This is a genomic window from Streptomyces sp. NPDC049577 (assembly GCF_040675635.1).
Taxonomy (GTDB): domain Bacteria; phylum Actinomycetota; class Actinomycetes; order Streptomycetales; family Streptomycetaceae; genus Streptomyces.
On the sequence record NZ_JBFAPH010000137.1, the window covers coordinates 1 to 16426 of the forward strand.

At 71.8% G+C, this 16426-nt stretch carries 17 protein-coding genes; 9 read left to right on the forward strand and 8 right to left on the reverse strand.

Features of this window, described 5'->3' with window-relative positions; all coding sequences use genetic code 11:
* Nucleotides 1-77: 77 nt before the first annotated feature.
* A complete protein-coding gene (gene fabI / locus AB0K09_RS17070; protein ID WP_366066178.1) occupies nucleotides 78-848 on the reverse strand; it encodes an enoyl-ACP reductase FabI in 771 nt (256 codons plus the stop codon).
* Between the two features lie 5 nt (nucleotides 849-853).
* A complete protein-coding gene (gene fabG / locus AB0K09_RS17075; RefSeq protein ID WP_366066179.1) occupies nucleotides 854-1573 on the reverse strand; it encodes a 3-oxoacyl-[acyl-carrier-protein] reductase in 720 nt (239 codons plus the stop codon).
* Nucleotides 1574-1784: 211 nt separating this feature from the next.
* On the opposite strand from fabG, the gene AB0K09_RS17080 reads away from it, so the two are divergent.
* The 3 genes from AB0K09_RS17080 (at nucleotide 1785) to tyrS (ending at nucleotide 6300) form a co-directional block, all read left to right on the forward strand.
* Nucleotides 1785-3308, forward strand: a complete 1524-nt coding sequence (locus tag AB0K09_RS17080; RefSeq protein ID WP_366066180.1) for a TldD/PmbA family protein — start codon at nucleotides 1785-1787, stop codon at nucleotides 3306-3308.
* Nucleotides 3309-3390: 82 nt separating this feature from the next.
* Nucleotides 3391-4794 (forward strand): metallopeptidase TldD-related protein, encoded by a 1404-nt coding sequence (locus AB0K09_RS17085; RefSeq protein WP_366066181.1) that lies wholly within the window; start codon nucleotides 3391-3393, stop codon nucleotides 4792-4794.
* A gap of 105 nt (nucleotides 4795-4899) precedes the next feature.
* Complete coding sequence (tyrS, locus tag AB0K09_RS17090; protein WP_366066182.1) at nucleotides 4900-6300, forward strand: tyrosine--tRNA ligase; 1401 nt, start codon at nucleotides 4900-4902, stop codon at nucleotides 6298-6300.
* Nucleotides 6301-6347: 47 nt separating this feature from the next.
* Here the strand turns inward: tyrS and AB0K09_RS17095 are convergent, their stop codons facing one another.
* Nucleotides 6348-6635, reverse strand: coding sequence for a GlsB/YeaQ/YmgE family stress response membrane protein (locus AB0K09_RS17095; RefSeq protein WP_366066183.1), 288 nt, complete (start codon nucleotides 6633-6635; stop codon nucleotides 6348-6350).
* 220 nt (nucleotides 6636-6855) lie between these two features.
* Here AB0K09_RS17095 and AB0K09_RS17100 point away from each other — a divergent pair, with 220 nt between their 5' ends.
* Together AB0K09_RS17100 and AB0K09_RS17105 are read left to right on the forward strand one after the other, a co-directional pair.
* Nucleotides 6856-7230 carry a DUF3099 domain-containing protein gene (locus tag AB0K09_RS17100; RefSeq protein ID WP_366066184.1) on the forward strand — a complete coding sequence of 125 codons (375 nt, stop codon included), beginning with the start codon at nucleotides 6856-6858 and terminating at the stop codon, nucleotides 7228-7230.
* A gap of 216 nt (nucleotides 7231-7446) precedes the next feature.
* Nucleotides 7447-7659, forward strand: a complete 213-nt coding sequence (locus AB0K09_RS17105; protein WP_366066185.1) for a hypothetical protein — start codon at nucleotides 7447-7449, stop codon at nucleotides 7657-7659.
* Here the strand turns inward: AB0K09_RS17105 and moaA are convergent.
* The 3 genes from moaA to AB0K09_RS17120 form a co-directional block, all read right to left on the reverse strand.
* A complete protein-coding gene (gene moaA / locus AB0K09_RS17110) occupies nucleotides 7656-8645 on the reverse strand; it encodes a GTP 3',8-cyclase MoaA (RefSeq protein ID WP_366066186.1) in 990 nt (329 codons plus the stop codon). The genes AB0K09_RS17105 and moaA overlap by 4 nt on opposite strands.
* Before the next feature lie 110 nt (nucleotides 8646-8755).
* Entirely contained in the window at nucleotides 8756-10375 is a 1620-nt protein-coding gene (locus AB0K09_RS17115) for a cation acetate symporter (protein ID WP_366066187.1), read from the reverse strand.
* Nucleotides 10372-10677, reverse strand: a complete 306-nt coding sequence (locus AB0K09_RS17120; protein ID WP_366066194.1) for a DUF485 domain-containing protein — start codon at nucleotides 10675-10677, stop codon at nucleotides 10372-10374. Before AB0K09_RS17120 ends, AB0K09_RS17115 begins: the two co-directional genes overlap by 4 nt.
* Nucleotides 10678-10993: 316 nt before the next feature.
* Between AB0K09_RS17120 and AB0K09_RS17125 the strand changes: the two genes are divergently transcribed.
* Both AB0K09_RS17125 and AB0K09_RS17130 read left to right on the forward strand, forming a co-directional pair.
* The gene (locus AB0K09_RS17125) at nucleotides 10994-11146 is read left to right on the forward strand and encodes a hypothetical protein (RefSeq protein ID WP_366066188.1); all 153 of its coding nucleotides are present in this window, start codon (nucleotides 10994-10996) and stop codon (nucleotides 11144-11146) included.
* Between the two features lie 153 nt (nucleotides 11147-11299).
* Complete coding sequence (locus tag AB0K09_RS17130; protein WP_366066189.1) at nucleotides 11300-12847, forward strand: S8 family serine peptidase; 1548 nt, start codon at nucleotides 11300-11302, stop codon at nucleotides 12845-12847.
* Here the strand turns inward: AB0K09_RS17130 and AB0K09_RS17135 are convergent.
* Nucleotides 12808-13539, reverse strand: coding sequence for a lysoplasmalogenase (locus tag AB0K09_RS17135; protein WP_366066190.1), 732 nt, complete (start codon nucleotides 13537-13539; stop codon nucleotides 12808-12810). The two genes, AB0K09_RS17130 and AB0K09_RS17135, sit on opposite strands and share 40 nt — an antisense overlap.
* Nucleotides 13536-14420 carry a sterol desaturase family protein gene (locus AB0K09_RS17140; RefSeq protein ID WP_366066191.1) on the reverse strand — a complete coding sequence of 295 codons (885 nt, stop codon included), beginning with the start codon at nucleotides 14418-14420 and terminating at the stop codon, nucleotides 13536-13538. The genes AB0K09_RS17135 and AB0K09_RS17140 overlap by 4 nt, the downstream gene beginning before the upstream one ends.
* Before the next feature lie 143 nt (nucleotides 14421-14563).
* Between AB0K09_RS17140 and AB0K09_RS17145 the strand changes: the two genes are divergently transcribed.
* Nucleotides 14564-15562: a DEDDh family exonuclease gene (locus AB0K09_RS17145; RefSeq protein WP_366066192.1), complete on the forward strand. Its 999-nt coding sequence runs from the start codon at nucleotides 14564-14566 to the stop codon at nucleotides 15560-15562.
* An 89-nt stretch (nucleotides 15563-15651) separates the two neighbouring features.
* The coding region (locus AB0K09_RS17150) for an SURF1 family protein (RefSeq protein WP_366066193.1) at nucleotides 15652-16426 on the forward strand (775 nt) is incomplete at its 3' end.

The following is a 16426-nucleotide window of genomic DNA, read 5'->3' on the forward strand; positions in this document are numbered from 1 at the left end:
GCCGGGGGCCGCGGCCCGGCGCGGCCGCGGCGGGAGGTGTGCTCCCGCCGCGACGGCGCCGATCGGCCTGAGGGGCGTCAGGCGCCCATCATGTGCACGCCGCCGTCGACGTGCACGATCTCGCCGGTGGTGCGGGGGAAGAAGTCGGACAGCATGCCGACGACGCCGCGGCCGGCCGGCTCCGGGTCGGCCAGGTCCCAGCCGATCGGGGCGCGGTGGTTCCACACGTCCGCGAGCTCCTCGAAGCCCGGGATGGACTTGGCGGCCATCGACTTGATGGGGCCGGCGGAGACCAGGTTGCAGCGGATGCCCTTGGGGCCCAGGTCGCGGGCGAGGTAGCGGTTGGTGCCCTCGAGGGCGGCCTTGGCGACGCCCATCCAGTCGTACTTCGGCCAGGCGATCTGCGCGTCGAAGGTGAGGCCGACGATCGAGGAGCCCTCGGTCATCACGGGCAGCAGGGCCATGGCCAGCGACTTGTAGGAGTAGGCCGAGACCTGGACGGCCGTGGAGACGTCCTCCCAGGTGGCCTCCAGGAAGTTGAAGGCGCCCTGCGGGCCGAAGGCGATGGAGTGCACGATGCCGTCGAGGGCGACGCCCTCGCCGAGGTGCTCGCGGACCTTGTCGGCCAGGCCGTCGAGGTGCTCCTGGTTGGTCACGTCGAGCTCGATGACCGGGGCCGGCTTCGGCAGCCGCTTGGCGATGCGCTCGACCAGGGACAGCCGCCCGAAGCCGGTCAGGATGACCTCGGCGCCCTCGTTCTGGGCGACCTTCGCGGCCTGGAAGGCGATCGAGGCCTCGGTGAGGACACCCGTGACGAGGATGCGCTTGCCGGCGAGAATTCCACTCATGGCGATCAGTGACCCATGCCCAATCCGCCGTCGACAGGAATGACGGCTCCGGTGATGTATGCGGCCTCCTCGGAAGCGAGGAAGCGGACCGAGGCAGCGATCTCCTCGGGCTGCGCGTAACGGCCCAGCGGGACGTTCCCGACGATGCCCGCACGCTGCTCGTCGGTGAGCACGCGCGTCATGTCGGTGTCCACGAAGCCGGGCGCGACGACGTTGACGGTGATGTTGCGGGACCCCAGCTCGCGGGCGAGCGAACGGGCGAACCCGACGAGTCCGGCCTTGGAGGCGGCGTAGTTGGCCTGGCCCGCGGAGCCCATGAGGCCGACCACGGACGAGATCAGCACGACGCGGCCCTTACGGGCGCGCAGCATGCCCTTCGAGGCGCGCTTGACCACGCGGAAGGTGCCGGTGAGGTTGGTCTCCAGCACCGAGGTGAAGTCCTCCTCGGACATCCGCAGCAGCAGCTGGTCGCGGGTGACGCCGGCGTTGGCCACCAGCACCTCGACCGCGCCCTGCTTCTCCTCGACCTCCTTGAACGCCTGCTCGACCTGCTCCGGGTCGGTGATGTCGCACTTGACGGCGAGGCACCCCTTGTCCAGGAGGTCGGCCGGGGGCTCCCCGGAGCGGTACGTGACGGCGACCTTGTCGCCGGCGTCGGCGAACGCGTGGGCGATGGCGAGGCCGATGCCCCGGTTTCCTCCGGTGACGAGAACCGAGCGGCTCAAAGGATCACCCTTCCGATTTCCGTTCCTCAGCAGTGCCGGATACACCGACTGGATACACCGAAACGTATCGGTAGAGGTCGGGGAAAGGGCACTCGGCCTGCGACAGGGGCGACCGGTGGTCACTGTTGGATCTCTACAGAAGTCGGTTATCGGCTGTCGGTGACACCCGGTGCGACGGCATGATTCACGACGACGACCACCGGGAGGACCTGTGCCCCACGCCATCGACCCATCATTCCTCGATCTGCCCTTGCGCCCGCTGGCCGACGCCGCCCTCGCGCGGGCCCGCGCGCTGGGCGCCGAACACGCGGACTTCCGCTTCGAGCGGCTGCGCAGCGCCTCCTGGCGGCTGCGGGACGCCCGTCCCTCCGGCACCTCGGACAACACCGGCCTGGGCTACGCGGTGCGCGTGGTGCACGGGGGCACCTGGGGGTTCGCCTCCGGCGTGGAGCTGACCATGGACGCCGCCGCGCGGGTGGCCTCGCAGGCCGTCGCGATGGCGAAGCTGTCGGCGAAGGTGATCGCGGCCGCCGGCTCGGACGAACGGGTGGAGCTCGCCGACGAGCCGGTGCACGCCGAGCGGACCTGGGTGTCCGCCTACGAGGTGAACCCCTTCGACGTGCCGGACGAGGAGAAGGGCGCCCTGCTCGCCGAGTGGAGCGAGCGCCTGCTGCGGGCGGACGGGGTGGCGCACGTGGACGCCACGCTGCTCACGGTGCAGGAGAACAAGTTCTACGCCGACTCGGCGGGCACCACGACCACGCAGCAGCGGGTGCGGGTGCATCCGCAGCTGACGGCGGTGGCCGTGGACGAGGCCACGGGCGGCTTCGACTCGATGCGCACCCTCGCCCCGCCGGCCGGGCGCGGCTGGGAGTACCTGACGGGCACGGGCTGGGACTGGGACGCCGAGCTGGCGGAGATGCCCTCGCTGCTGGCGGAGAAGATGCGCGCGCCGAGCGTGGAGGCCGGCTCGTACGACCTGGTCGTCGATCCGTCGAACCTGTGGCTGACCATCCACGAGTCGATCGGGCACGCCACCGAGCTGGACCGGGCGCTGGGCTACGAGGCGGCGTACGCGGGCACCTCCTTCGCCACCCCGGAGAAGCTGGGCACCCTGCGCTACGGCTCGAAGATCATGAACGTGACCGGGGACCGCACGGCCGAGCACGGTCTGGCGACCATCGGCTACGACGACGAGGGCGTGGCAGCCCAGTCCTGGGACCTGGTCCGGGACGGGATCCTGGTCGGCTACCAGCTGGACCGGCGGATGGCGAAGCTCACCGGCATGGGGCGGTCCAACGGCTGCGCGTTCGCCGACTCGCCCGCGCACGTGCCGGTGCAGCGGATGGCCAACGTCTCGCTGCGGCCGGCACCGAACGGACCGTCCACGGAGGAGCTGATCTCGGGGGTCGACCGCGGGATCTACGTGGTCGGCGACCGGTCGTGGTCGATCGACATGCAGCGGTACAACTTCCAGTTCACGGGGCAGCGCTTCTACCGGATCGAGAACGGCAGGCTGGCCGGGCAGCTGCGCGACGTCGCCTACCAGGCGACGACCACGGACTTCTGGGGCTCCATGGCGGCCGTGGGCGGTCCGCAGACCTATGTGCTGGGGGGCGCGTTCAACTGCGGCAAGGCCCAGCCGGGCCAGATCGCCGCCGTCTCGCACGGCTGCCCCTCGGCGCTGTTCCAGGGCGTCAACGTCCTCAATACGGCTGAGGAGGCCGGGCGATGAGCCGCAACCACACGACCGGCTGGGGGTCCGGGGGTCGCCCCCCGGGAAAGCACAGCCTCAATACGGCTGAGGAGGCCGGGCGATGAGCTTCCGTTCGAACAAGCCGCACGAGATCGTCGAGCGGGCGCTGGAGCTGTCGCGGGCCGACGGCTGTGTCGTCATCGCGGGCGAGCGGTCCACCGCCAACCTGCGCTGGGCCCGCAACGCCCTGACCACCAACGGCGTGACCCGGGGCCGCAGCGTGACGGTCGTGGCGACCGTCGACGGCGCCGAGGGCACCGCCTCCGGGGTCGTCTCCCGCTCGGCCGTCACGGCCGAGGACCTGGAGCCGCTCGTGCGGGCCGCCGAGGCCGCCGCCCGGGCCGCCGGGCCGGCCGAGGACGCACAGCCGCTGGTGACGGACGTGCCCCACTCCCCCGCCTTCACCGAGGCGCCCGCCGAGACCTCCTCGGCCGTCTTCGACGCCTTCGCCCCGGCGCTCGGCGAGGCCTTCGCCACGGCCCGCTCGGGCGGCCGGGAGCTGTACGGCTTCGCGCACCACGAGGTGGTCTCCAGCTACCTGGGCACCTCCACGGGGCTGCGGCTGCGCCACGACCAGCCGACCGGCACGCTGGAGCTCAACGCCAAGTCGGCCGACCGCTCCCGCTCGGCCTGGGCGGGCCGCGCCACGCGGGACTTCTCCGACGTCGACCCGGGCGTGCTCGACGCCGAGCTCGCCGAGCGGCTGGGCTGGGCACACCGCAAGATCGAGCTGCCGGCCGGGCGGTACGAGACGCTGCTGCCTCCGACCGCCGTGGCGGACCTGCTGATCTACCAGCAGTGGTCGTCCACGGCGCGGGACGCGGCCGAGGGCCGTACGGTCTTCTCCAAGGCGGGCGGCGGGACCCGGGTCGGCGAGAAGCTGTCCGGGCTGCCGCTGACGCTGCGCAGCGACCCGCACGCGCCGGGCCTGGAGTGCGCGCCGTTCGTGCTCACCGGGGCCTCGGGCGACGACGCTTCGGTCTTCGACAACGGGCTGCCGCTCGCGGCCACCGACTGGATCCGCGAGGGCGTGCTGGAGCACCTGCTCACCACGCGGCACAGCGCGGCGCTGACCGGGCTGCCGCTGACCCCGTACACGGACAACCTGATCCTGGACGGCGGGGGCACCCGGTCGACCGCCGAGATGGTCGCGGCGAGCGGTCACGACGGGCCGGCACTGCTGCTGACCTGCCTGTGGTACATCCGCGAGGTGGACCCGGCGTCGCTGCTCCTGACCGGGCTCACCCGGGACGGCGTCTACCTCGTGGAGAAGGGCGAGGTGGTCGGCGAGGTGAACAACTTCCGGTTCAACGAGTCCCCGGTGGACGTGCTGTCCCGGGCCACGGAAGCGGGCCGGACGGAGCGGACGCTGCCGCGCGAGTGGGGCGACTACTTCACCCGGGCCGCGATGCCGGCGCTGCGCGTGCCCGACTTCAACATGAGCTCGGTCAGCCCGGGCGTCTGAGGGCCGCCGCGGGGCGGTCCGGGCTCCGCGCCGGGGCCCGGACCGCCCGCCTGGATAGACTCGGCCCTGTCCTTCGTCCGTCACGACCTCTACAGGAACGCCACGATGACACGCCTCGGCGACTCCGTCGCGCGCGCCAGCGCCCTGCTGGCGCAGGATCTCTCCACCGAATCGAACGTGGAGCAGCTGCTCACGGAGACGAAGGCCAGGCGCTATCTGGACCTGTCGGACCTCGCGGCGGAGGAGCAGGCCGAGCTGATCGCCTCCCGCACGGTCGAGGTGCTGCCGGCCGTGGCCAAGCTGGCCGAGCGGATCGAGCAGCGCCGTGCCGAGGGCAAGGGCCTGCACGTCAAGCTGGGCATCGACCCGACGGCGGCGGATGTGCACCTCGGGCACGTGGTGCCGATGATCATCCTGAGCCGGTTCCAGCGGATGGGCCACGACGTCACGCTGATCATCGGTGACTTCACCGCCAAGATCGGCGACCCGACGGGCCGCACGTCGGAGCGGCCGCCGCTGACCGACGAGGACATCGCGCGCAACCTCGCGGGCTACCGCGAGCAGGTGCGGCCGTTCTTCGACTTCGAGAAGGTGAGCTTCCGGCAGAACAGCGAGTGGCTCGCGCCGTACACCTTCCCGGAGCTGCTGGGTCTGCTCACCCAGGTGCCGGTCTCGCAGCTGCTGCAGCGCGAGGACTTCCGCACCCGGCTGGCCTCGGGTGCGGGTCTGACGATGTCGGAGCTGCTGTACCCGATCGCGCAGGGCCTGGACTCGGTCGCGCTGGAGTGCGACGTGGAGCTGGGCGGCGCGGACCAGCTGCTCAACCTCCAGATGGGCCGCAAGCTGATGGAGCTGCGCGGGCAGAAGCCGCAGCTCGTGGTCACGATGCCGCTGATCGAGGGCACCGACGGCACGGGCGCGAAGATGTCGAAGTCCAAGGGCAACTACGTCGGGCTGTCCGCGCCGGCCGACGATGTCTTCGGCAAGATCATGTCGGTGCCGGACCGGCTGATGGAGCCCTACCTCAAGGCGTGGACCGAGTGGACGGACCGGGAGATCGCCCTGGTGCTGGCCCGCGTCGAGGACAGGTCGCTGCACCCGATGGACCTGAAGAAGGTCCTCGCGGGTGAGGTCGTGGCCGCGCTGTACGGCGTGGAGGCGGCGATGGCGGCGCGCGCCGGGTTCGTGGCGCAGTTCTCGAAGAAGAGCTTCACGGACGTCGAGACGCCGGTCGTCGACCTGGCCGAGCACGGCGCCGAGCCGGCGACGGCGGTGCTCAGCAAGGTCCTCGGCTTCCAGCCGAGCGCCTCGGCCGCCCGCCGGGTCGCCAAGCAGAACGGCCTGCGGCTGGTCGTCGAGGCCGACGGCGGCCAGAAGGCCGTGGTGCTGGCCGAGGCGGACGCGATCCGCCCGCTGGGCGAGGTGGTGAGCGAGGTGCTGGCGAAGGTGGACGGCGCGGCGCGCGTCTACCTCAAGGCCGGGCGGAAGCTCGCCGAGCTGCGGTAGTCCTTCCCGTCCTTCCGGTACGCGGGCGTCGAGCGGGCACGTGGCCTTCAGGCCACGTGCCTGCCGTGTCTCCGGTCGCCGCGCACGGCGAGCCAGAGCCGGTCGCCGATGGCGACCACGATCACGGCGCCGATCACCTGGAGCGCATGGCGGATCCAGTCGACGCCCTTGGTCTCGGCGACGCCCATCGCGGAGGCGGCCCAGTTGCCGAGCACGCTGCCGATCATGCCGAGGATGATCGTCAGCCAGAGCGGGATCGGCTGCTTGCCGGGGATGATCACCTTGGCGATCAGGCCGAGCACGAGTCCCACGATGATTGCCCACAGCCAGTGCATGTCGCCTCCTCGTGCGGAGCGATGTGGCGTGCCCAGCCATTCTCGGGCCGTCGCCCGTACGGCGCACGTCGGACCGGCCGTACGCCGTTCGCGCACGTCACGCGCCCGGTGGGGCCACCCGGGGAGGATGCCCCGGTCTCGTCTCCCGCGGGGGCGCGGCGTAACGTGGAATACGTCCCGGACCAGGGACGTCGGCGAAGCGGTCGGGTGGTGGAACGTGATGCGGAAGCTGGGCGGCACGGAGGTCTTCCGGATCACCGGGGCCCGTCAGGGGCTGGCCGAGGACGTCCGCGGCCGGCAGCGGCGCTACGTCATCTCCATGAGCATCCGCACGCTGTCGGTGGTGCTGACCGTGGTGCTGTGGAACGTCGAGCGTTTCGTGGCGATCGGCACGCTCGTCCTGGGAGCGGTGTTGCCGTACGTGGCGGTCGTGATAGCCAACGCGGGCCGGGAGAACGCCCCTTCGTTGCCGGGTACGTTCGTCCCGGCGCCGACACGCCCGGTGCTGATGCCGGGTCCCGGCGGACCCGCGGCGGAATCCGTCCCGGAGCCGGACGCCGCCTCCGCAGGCGATCAACGCGGTGACCACGGCTGATTCGCCGCGTCCCGGCACGGCCGGGTCCGCTCGCCGGTGGGCGATCCGACAAGCTCAAGAAAACCTCAGATCAATCATGTGGTTCGGTGCCGCGCGCCGGGCCCCGCGTGACATACTTCGTAGGCGCTCCGCATCCCCCGTCGGAGCGACAGACCGACGCCGGGCGGCTCCCCCCGTGGCTGCCCGGCGTCGCCGTGCCCACGTAAAGTCTGGGGTGTGAATTCCCCCGAGAATCCCGTGACCTGCTCCGCCAAGGGCTGCCGTGCCGCCGCGGTGTGGGTGCTCGCCTGGAACAACCCGAAGCTGCATGCGCCGGAGCGGCGCAAGACGTGGCTGGCGTGCGAGGAGCACCGGGAACACCTGTCGCAGTTCCTCGGGATCCGGGGCTTCCTCAAGGACGTCGTGGCGCTCGACGAGTGGGAGGACTAGCCCCCGATCGCCGACATGGGGCGGTTCGGCTGGAGGAACGCCGGGTCGTCGAGGCCCGAGCCCGCCTTCTTGCCCCACATCGCGGCACGCCAGGCGTGCGCGATCTCCTCGTCCGGTGCCCCCGCGCGGAGCGCGCTCCGGAGGTCGGACTCCTCGCGGGCGAAGAGGCAGGTGCGCACCTGGCCGTCCGCCGTCAGCCGGGTGCGGTCGCAGGCCGAGCAGAACGGGCGGGTGACGGAGGCGATGACGCCCACCCGCGCCGGGCCGCCGTCGACGAGCCAGCGCTCGGCCGGGGCGGAGCCGCGGGTCCCGTCGTCCTCGGGAACGAGCGTGAAACGGGTGCGCAGGCTGTCCAGGATCTCGGCGGCGGTGATCATCCCGTCGCGCTTCCAGCCGTGCTGCGCGTCGAGCGGCATCTGCTCGATGAAGCGCAGCTCGTAGCCGTTCTCAACGGCCCAGGCGAGCAGGTCCGGGGCCTCGTCGTCGTTGAGCCCGCGCATCAGGACGGCGTTGACCTTGACGGGCGTGAGGCCGGCCGCGCGGGCGGCGGCCAGGCCGTCGAGGACGTCCTGGTGGCGGCGGCGCCGGGTCAGGTTCGCGAAGACGTCGGGGCGCAGGGTGTCGAGCGAGACGTTGACGCGGTCCAGCCCGGCGTCCCGCAGGGCCCGCGCGGTGCGGGCGAGGCCGATGCCGTTGGTGGTCAGGGACAGCCGGGGGCGGGGCGTGAGGGCGGCGCAGCGCTCGACGATGGAGACGAGGCCGGGCCGCAGCAGGGGCTCACCGCCGGTGAAACGGACCTCGGTGACGCCGAGGTCCGTGACGGCTATCCGTACCAGGCGGACGATCTCGTCGTCGGTCAGCAGGTCCGGCTTGGCCAGCCAGGCGAGGCCCTCTTCCGGCATGCAGTACGTGCAGCGGAGGTTGCACCGGTCGGTGAGCGAGACCCGCAGGTCCGTGGCGGTGCGGCCGTAGGTGTCGATGAGCACGTGCGGCCCCTCCCGCGGGCTGGAACTGTGGTTCAACAGTTCCGCAGCGTACGCGATCGCCCGGGGCTTCAACAGCTTGTTGAGGCCCCGGGCGATGTGCGGACGACGGTTCAGTGCGCCCCGTATCCCGTGAGGGAGCGCACCTCGAGTTCGGCGTACTTCTGCTCCTGGTCCGGCTCCGGCGCGGAGAGCAGGGAGCCCAGCCAGCCGAGCAGGAAGCCCAGCGGGATGGAGACCAGGCCGGGGTTGCCGAGCGGGAAGTAGTCGAAGCTCATGCCGGGGAAGAGGGCCTTCGGGTTGCCGGAGACCACCGGGGAGAGGATCACCAGGGTGACGGAGGAGACGAGCCCGCCGTAGATGGACCACAGCGCGCCGCGGGTGGTGAAGCGCTTCCAGAAGAGGCTGTAGAGGATCGTGGGCAGGTTCGCGGAGGCCGCGACCGCGAAGGCGAGCGCGACCAGGGCCGCGGCGTTGAGCCGGTGCGCGAAGATGCCCAGCACGATGGAGATCGCGCCGATCACGACCGCGGCGAGCTTGGCGGTGAGCACCTCCTCCTTCTCGCTGGTCCGGCCCTTGCGGATGACGTTGGCCCACAGGTCGTGGGCGAACGACGCCGAGGAGGCGAGGGTCAGACCGGCCACCACGGCCAGGATCGTCGCGAAGGCGACGGCCGAGATGACGGCCAGCAGCACGGCCCCGCCGGTGGAGCCGGCGCCGCCGCCGACCTCCTGCGCGAGCAGGGGCGCCGCCGTGTTGCCGGACTCGTTCGACGCGATGATCGCCTTGGGTCCGACCAGGGCGGCGGCACCGAAGCCGAGCGCGATGGTCATCAGGTAGAAGGCGCCGATGATGCCGATCGCCCAGTTCACGGACGTCCGCGCGGCCCGGGCGGTGGGCACGGTGTAGAAGCGGATCAGGATGTGCGGCAGACCGGCCGTGCCGAGGACGAGCGCCAGGCCGAGCGAGATGAAGTTGAGCTTGGAGGTACCGTCCTTGCCGTACTGGAGTCCGGGCTCCAGGAACGCCTTGCCCTTGCCGCTCTGTTCGGCGGCGCGGCCGAGGAGGGTGGAGAGGTTCCAGTGGAACTTGCTGAGCACCAGGACGGTGATCAGCAGGGTGCCCGCGATGAGCAGGACCGCCTTGACGATCTGCACCCAGGTGGTGCCCTTCATGCCGCCGATCGTCACGTACAGCACCATGACCAGGCCGACCAGGACGATGATCCAGCGCCGCGACCCCTCGCCGGAGGCGCCCAGCAGCAGGGCCACGAGGGCGCCCGCGCCGACCATCTGGGCGAGCAGGTAGAAGATCGAGACGACGATGGTGGAGGTGCCGGCGGCGGTGCGCACGGGCCGCTGCCTGAGCCGGTGGGCGAGTACGTCGGCCATGGTGAAGCGGCCGGAGTTGCGCAGCGGTTCGGCGACCAGCAGCAGGGCGACCAGCCAGGCGACGAGGAAGCCGATGGAGTAGAGGAAGCCGTCGTAGCCGAAGAGGGAGATGGCGCCGGCGATGCCGAGGAAGGAGGCCGCGGACATGTAGTCGCCGGAGACGGCCAGGCCGTTCTGGAAGCCGGAGAAGGAGCGGCCGCCGGCGTAGAAGTCGGTGGCGTCCTTGGTCTGGCGGCCGGCCCAGACGGTGATGCCGAGGGTGATGGCGACGAAGACCGAGAACAGCGAGATGATCAGCGTGCGGTGCTCGCTCGCGGCACCGGCGGCCAGGGTGTGGCTCATTCTCCGGCCTCCATCCGGGCCTTGAGGTCGTCGGCGCGCATGTCGAGCTTCGCGGCGGCGTGCCGGGAGTACCACCAGGCGATGAGGAAGGTGGTCAGGAACTGTGCGAGCCCCAGGACGAAGGCCACGTTGATGTTGCCGACCACGGTGGTGTCCATGAACTCTCCGGCGTAGTTGGAGAGCAGGACGTAGAGCAGGTACCAGGCGATGAAGGCGAGGGTGAGCGGGAAGGCGAAGGAGCGGTGGGCCCGGCGCAGTTCGCCGAACTCCGCGCTGCGCTGCACGGCGGTGAAACGGTCCACCGCCGGGGCGGCGGCGGTGGCGGGACCGGCCGGGCCGGTGGAGCTCTCGGGCTCGTCCGGCCCCTCGGGAAGGGTTGGTGCGGTGTCCACGGGCCTCTCCAGACAGGTGAGTGCGGGGCGCGAGCCGATTCCTGTGATCCGGATCACGCATCGTAGAGGGACACCGCAGTATGCGACAGGGGGCGGCCGCCGAATGCCGCAGCCCGGGCCACGACCCGCAAAACCGTGCGTCCACGGCCTCGTTGGGCCTGGTATGAGCATGGATCCGCGTCCTGCGACGCCGTCCCCCCACCGACGGCCGTTCGGGGTCGTCACGTTGACGGAGCCCATAGCCGCCGCGCCCGCCGGCCGGCCGGCCGCGGCCTCCGCGCGGGGGCGCTGGTACGGCCCGCGGGTGCCGCTGCCGCCGCTGAGCATCGACGCGCTGCGCGACCGGCACACCGCCGTCGGCCCGGCCGCCGATAACTGACATACCGTCAATGCGGGGCGGAAGCGGCGCTTCCATGGGTTTTTCCGCACGGATTCATTGCCCGGCGGCATGATCGCCCGCTAGCTTCACTCGTCATGTACCCGCCCGCGCGTACCCTGCGCCCGGGTGGTTTCCGGATGATGTGGAGAACCCATGGCTCTTCTGCGTTCCAGACGGCGGCACGCCCTGCTGGCGGCCCCCGTCGGACTGGCCCTCACCGCCTCCCTCGGCTTCCTGCCGGGCGTCGCCTCGGCGGCCCCGCAGGGCGCCCACACGGCGAAGGCGCCGGTGAGGACCGACGGCCCGCTGCTGTCCTACGTGGTGAACGCCGACAGCGCCAAGGGCACCCTCGCACGGGTGAAGAAGGCCGTCGCCGACGCCGGCGGCACCGTGGTCGTCGCCTACCCGCAGATAGGCGTCGTCGTCGCCCACTCGAAGAACCCCGACTTCGCCAAGACCCTGCGCGCGGTCCCCGGCGTGCAGTCGGCGGGCGCCACCCGTACCGCCCCGATCACCCCGGCCGCCACCACCGATTACGGCAAGCCGGAGCGGCTCAAGGCCTCGCAGGCGAACGCCCTCGCGGCCGCCCGTACGGCCAAGCCGGGCCAGGAGCCGCTGGAGGGCCTGCAGTGGGACCTCGGCGCCATCGGCGCCGACCAGGCCGCCAAGGTCAACCCGGGCAGCCGGAAGGTCACCGTCGGCGTCATCGACACGGGCGTGGACGACACCCATCCCGACCTCGCCCCGAACTTCTCCAAGGCCCAGTCCGCGAGCTGTGTCACCGGCAAGGCCGACACCACCGCCGGCGCCTGGCGCCCGTTCAACCCGGACGAGGACTACCACGGCACGCACGTCGCCGGTGAGATAGCCGCGGCCCGCAACGGCATCGGCGTGGCCGGCGTGGCCCCCGGTGTGAAGGTCTCCGCCATCAAGGTCAGCACGGCCAAGGGCAGCTTCTTCTACGCGGAGAGCGTCGTCTGCGCGTTCGTCTTCGCCGCCGACCACGGCATAGCGGTGACGAACAACAGCTACTACGTCGACCCGTGGATGTTCAACTGCGCCGCCGACCCCGACCAGAAGGCGATAGCCGACGCGGTCGGCCGGGCCTCGAAGTACGCGCAGGGCAAGGGCGTCGTCAACGTCGCCTCCGCCGGCAACTCCAACTTCGACCTGGCGGCCAAGGAGATATCCGACGGCTCCAGCCCGAACGACACCACGCCGGGCCCGCGCAAGGTCGACCCGAAGACCTGCCTCGACGTCCCGGCCCAGCTGCCCGGCGTCGTCACCGTCGCCGCGACCGGCGTGAAGTCGCAGAAGTCCTTCTACTCCAACTACGGCCTCGGCCAGATCGACGTCGCGGCCCCCGGCGGCGACAGCATGCAGGTCCCCGACCTGCCGGCCAAGGACGGCCGCATCCTCTCCACGATGCCGGGCGGCGACTACGCCTACCTCCAGGGCACCTCGATGGCCGGCCCGCACGTCGCGGGCGTGGCGGCGCTGCTGAAGAGCACGCACCCGAAGTCCTCGCCCCAGGAGATCCAGTGGCTCCTGAAGGCCCAGGCCAAGAACCCGGGCTGCCCCACCACGGCCTACGACCCGGACGGCAAGGGCACCTGGAAGGCCGCCTGCGCCGGCACCCAGCACGTCAACGGCTTCTACGGCTACGGCATCGTCGACGCCCTGGCGGCGGTCCGCGACTGACGCCCGTTCGCATCCTCCCCTGACGCCGAGGGGCCGGGCCGCCGCGGTCCGGCCCCTCCGGCGTCCGCGATGTGCCGCAGCAGCCCGGCGGCCAGCAGGGCCTGCCCGCCGGCATAGGTGAGCATGATCCAGAACTGGGGCAGCGGCGGCCGCGGCCAGCCGTCGGCCAGGCCGCTCGCGATGAGCGTGTCCGACAGCAGGAACAGCGCGGCGCCCGCCGCGACCGGCACCCGGGTGCGCGTCGCGCCGTAGGCCATCGCGGTCAGCAGCAGGCTGTAGACCGCGACCGGCACCCGCAGCCCCGCCTCCAGCCCCGGCCACAGCAGCGCCACCACGCCGGCCCAGACCACCGCGTACCCGGCGGCGAGCCCGTACGTCCGCCCGCGACCGGACGCCGCGCCGTGCCGGGCGAACAGCACGAGGTAGCAGACGTGCCCGGCCGCGAACGAGCCCATGCCGAGCAGGAAGACGGTGTCCCCGCCGATCTGCAGCAGCGTGTCGCCCCCGCAGCCGAACAGCAGGGCCAGGGCGAGCAGCCGCGGGCCGCGCCGGGCGAGGACGCAGGCCGCGAGCAGCGGCATCAGCGCCGGCTTCGTGGCGTGGACGACGGCCGGCGCGCCGGCGAGCAGCCCCGCGAGGTGCGCCGCGGCCACCGCGCCGAAGACGGCCGGCAGCGCCGTTCCGCGTCTCACGCGACCCGCTCGGGCACGGCCGCCGGGGCGTCCGGCCGCTGCTCCCGGAGCCGCTCCGGCTTCCATCCGGGCCCTGCGAACACGCGCCCGGCCCGCTCGCGCCAGTCGTGCGCCGCCCGCAGGTCGCGGGCGATGGCCGCGTACTCGTGAGTGGCGACGCGCAGGGGGTTGTAGGTGTCGATGTTCTTGGTGAGGCCGTAGACCGGGCGTTCGCCCTCGGCGACGAAGGAGCCGAACAGCCGGTCCCAGACGATGAGGATGCCGCCGTAGTTGCGGTCGAGGTAACCGCCCTGCGAGGCGTGGTGCACCCGGTGGTGGGAGGCAGTGTTGAGGACGTACTCGAAGGGCCGGGGCAGCTTGCCGACCCGCTCGGTGTGCACCCAGAACTGGTAGACGAGGTTGACGGACGAGCAGAAGCCGACCGCCGCCGGGTGCACGCCGGCGGCGATCATCGGCAGGTAGAAGGGCCATACGGTCCAGGTGGTCCACGGCTGCCGCAGCGCGGTGGTGAGGTTGAACCTGCGGCTGGAGTGGTGCACCACGTGGCAGGCCCACAGGACCCTGATGACGTGGTGCGAGCGGTGCGACCAGTAGTAGAAGAAGTCCTGCGCGAGCAGCATCAGCGGCAGCGTCCACCACAGCACGGGCACCCGCAGCGGGGTGAGCTCGTAGAGCGCGGTGTAGACGGCGAGGATCGGTATCTTCCACAGCGCGTCGAAGACCAGGCTGCCCAGCCCCATGCCGATGCTCGTCGCCGCGTCCTTGGCCTCGTACCCCGCGGCGTCCTCGTCGGGGTGCAGCCGGTAGCTCACCAACTCCAGTGCGGTGAGCAGGACGAAGGCGGGTATGGACCACAACACGACATCGGGAAGGTGCGGCATGGCGGCACCATAAGGGCGCCGGAGCGGGCGCCGCTAGAGGTTGTTACCGATGGGTACCGAACTGTGTTACCTCGGGTTCGCCCGGGGGCCGGCGGTGCGGGCCGGGCGGGCGTTGTCAGTGGGGGCCCGTATTCTCTGTGACCATGCTCGACGACAGCTCCGCAGCCGCATCGCCCAGCCCGTGGCCGGCCGCGTATCCCGAGGGATACGCGGTCGTCGACGTGGAGACGACCGGGCTCGCCCGGGACGACCGCATAGTGTCGGCCGCGGTGTACCAGCTGGACGCCCGGGGGCGGGTGGAGGACCGGTGGTACACGCTGGTCAACCCGGAGCGGGATCCGGGGCCGGTGTGGATCCACGGGCTGACGTCCGAAGTGCTGGAGGGCGCGCCGCTGTTCGGTGAGATCGCCGGGGAGTTCGCGAAGCGGCTGGACGGCCGGGTGCTGGTGGCGCACAACGCCGCGTTCGACTGGGCGATGATCGCCCGGGAGTACGCGCGGGCGCGGGCGGACGTTCCCGTGCGGCAACGGCTGTGCACCATCGCGCTGTCCAAGGAGCTGCGGCTGCCGCTGCCGAACCACAAGCTGGAGTCGCTCGCCGCGCACTACGGCGTGGTGCAGCAGCGCGCGCACCACGCGCTGGACGACGCGCGGGTGCTGGCGGAGGCGTTCCGGCCGAGCCTGCACCGGGCGGCGCGGGAGGGACTGCGGCTGCCGCTGCTGGCCTGCCAGCCGCTGACGGAGTGGTCGGACGGCCCGTCGCCGGCGCGCTCGGCCTCCGTCGGGTACTCCGGGGGGATCGGCCACCAGCGGTCGTACCGGCCGGCGACCTGGCGGGCGAGCCGGAAGCGGCCGGCGTGCCCGTATCCCAACCCCGGCCGTTACAAACCGGGTGAACAGCTCATTCAGGGCATGCGGGTGGCGTTCTCGGGCGACACCTCCATCGACCGCGAGCTGCTGGAGGACCGGGCGACCGACGCCGGGCTGCACGTGGCCACGAGCGTTTCCCGGCTGACGAGCCTGCTCGTCACGAACGATCCGGACTCCCCCACGTCCAAGACGGTCAAGGCCCGCTCCTACAGCACCCCGGTCATCGACGAGGCGGCCTTCGTCCAGCTCCTCTCCCACGTCACGCCCGCGTAAGGCCTCCGGCGGGGCCCGGGGGACGCGCCTGCAAGGCGCGGGGGTGGCCGGTGCGAGAGGGGCGAAGCCCACCAGGTACCGTCAAATGCGTGTACCGCTTCCTGTTGACCCGGCAATGGGTGATCCTCACGCTCGTGGGTATCGCCCTGATCCCCGTCATGATCAGGCTGGGCTTCTGGCAGCTGCACCGCCACGAGCACCGGGTCGCGCGGAACCAGCAGATCGAGCGGGCCCTGGACGGCACCCCCGTGCCGGTCGAGAAGCTGAGCGCCGCCGGCCGGGACATCCCGGGCGCGGACGCCTGGCGGGCGGTCAGCGCGACGGGCACCTACGACCCCGCCGGCGAGGTCGTGGTCCGGCAGCGCAAGGACGCCGACGACCAGCACTACGGCTACTACGTCGTCACCCCGCTGGTGCTGCCCGACGGCAAGGCCGTCCTGGTCAACCGGGGCTGGGTGGCGGCCGACGGCGACGACCTCACCCGCTACCCGAAGGTCCCCGCCCCGCCGTCCGGCACGGTCACCGTCACCGGCCGGCTCCGCGGCGACGAGACGACCGGCAACAGCGGCATCAAGGACAAGAAGGGCCTGCCGCCCCGCCAGGTGCAGCTGATCAACAGCGAGCAGCGGGCGAAGGATCTCGGCCGGCCCGTGCTCGGCGGGCACATCGAGCTCACCCGGCAGGTCGCGGGCCAGCCGCAGGTCGTACCGGAACCGGACCACAGCAGCATCGGCCCGCACCTGGCCTACGCGATCCAGTGGTGGCTCTTCTCCGCTTCATCCCCTACACCGAGGGCTGGGTCCTCGACGACGACGACGTCCCCCAGTGGCACACCGCCGGGCCCGCGCCGCGCTTCGCCGACGA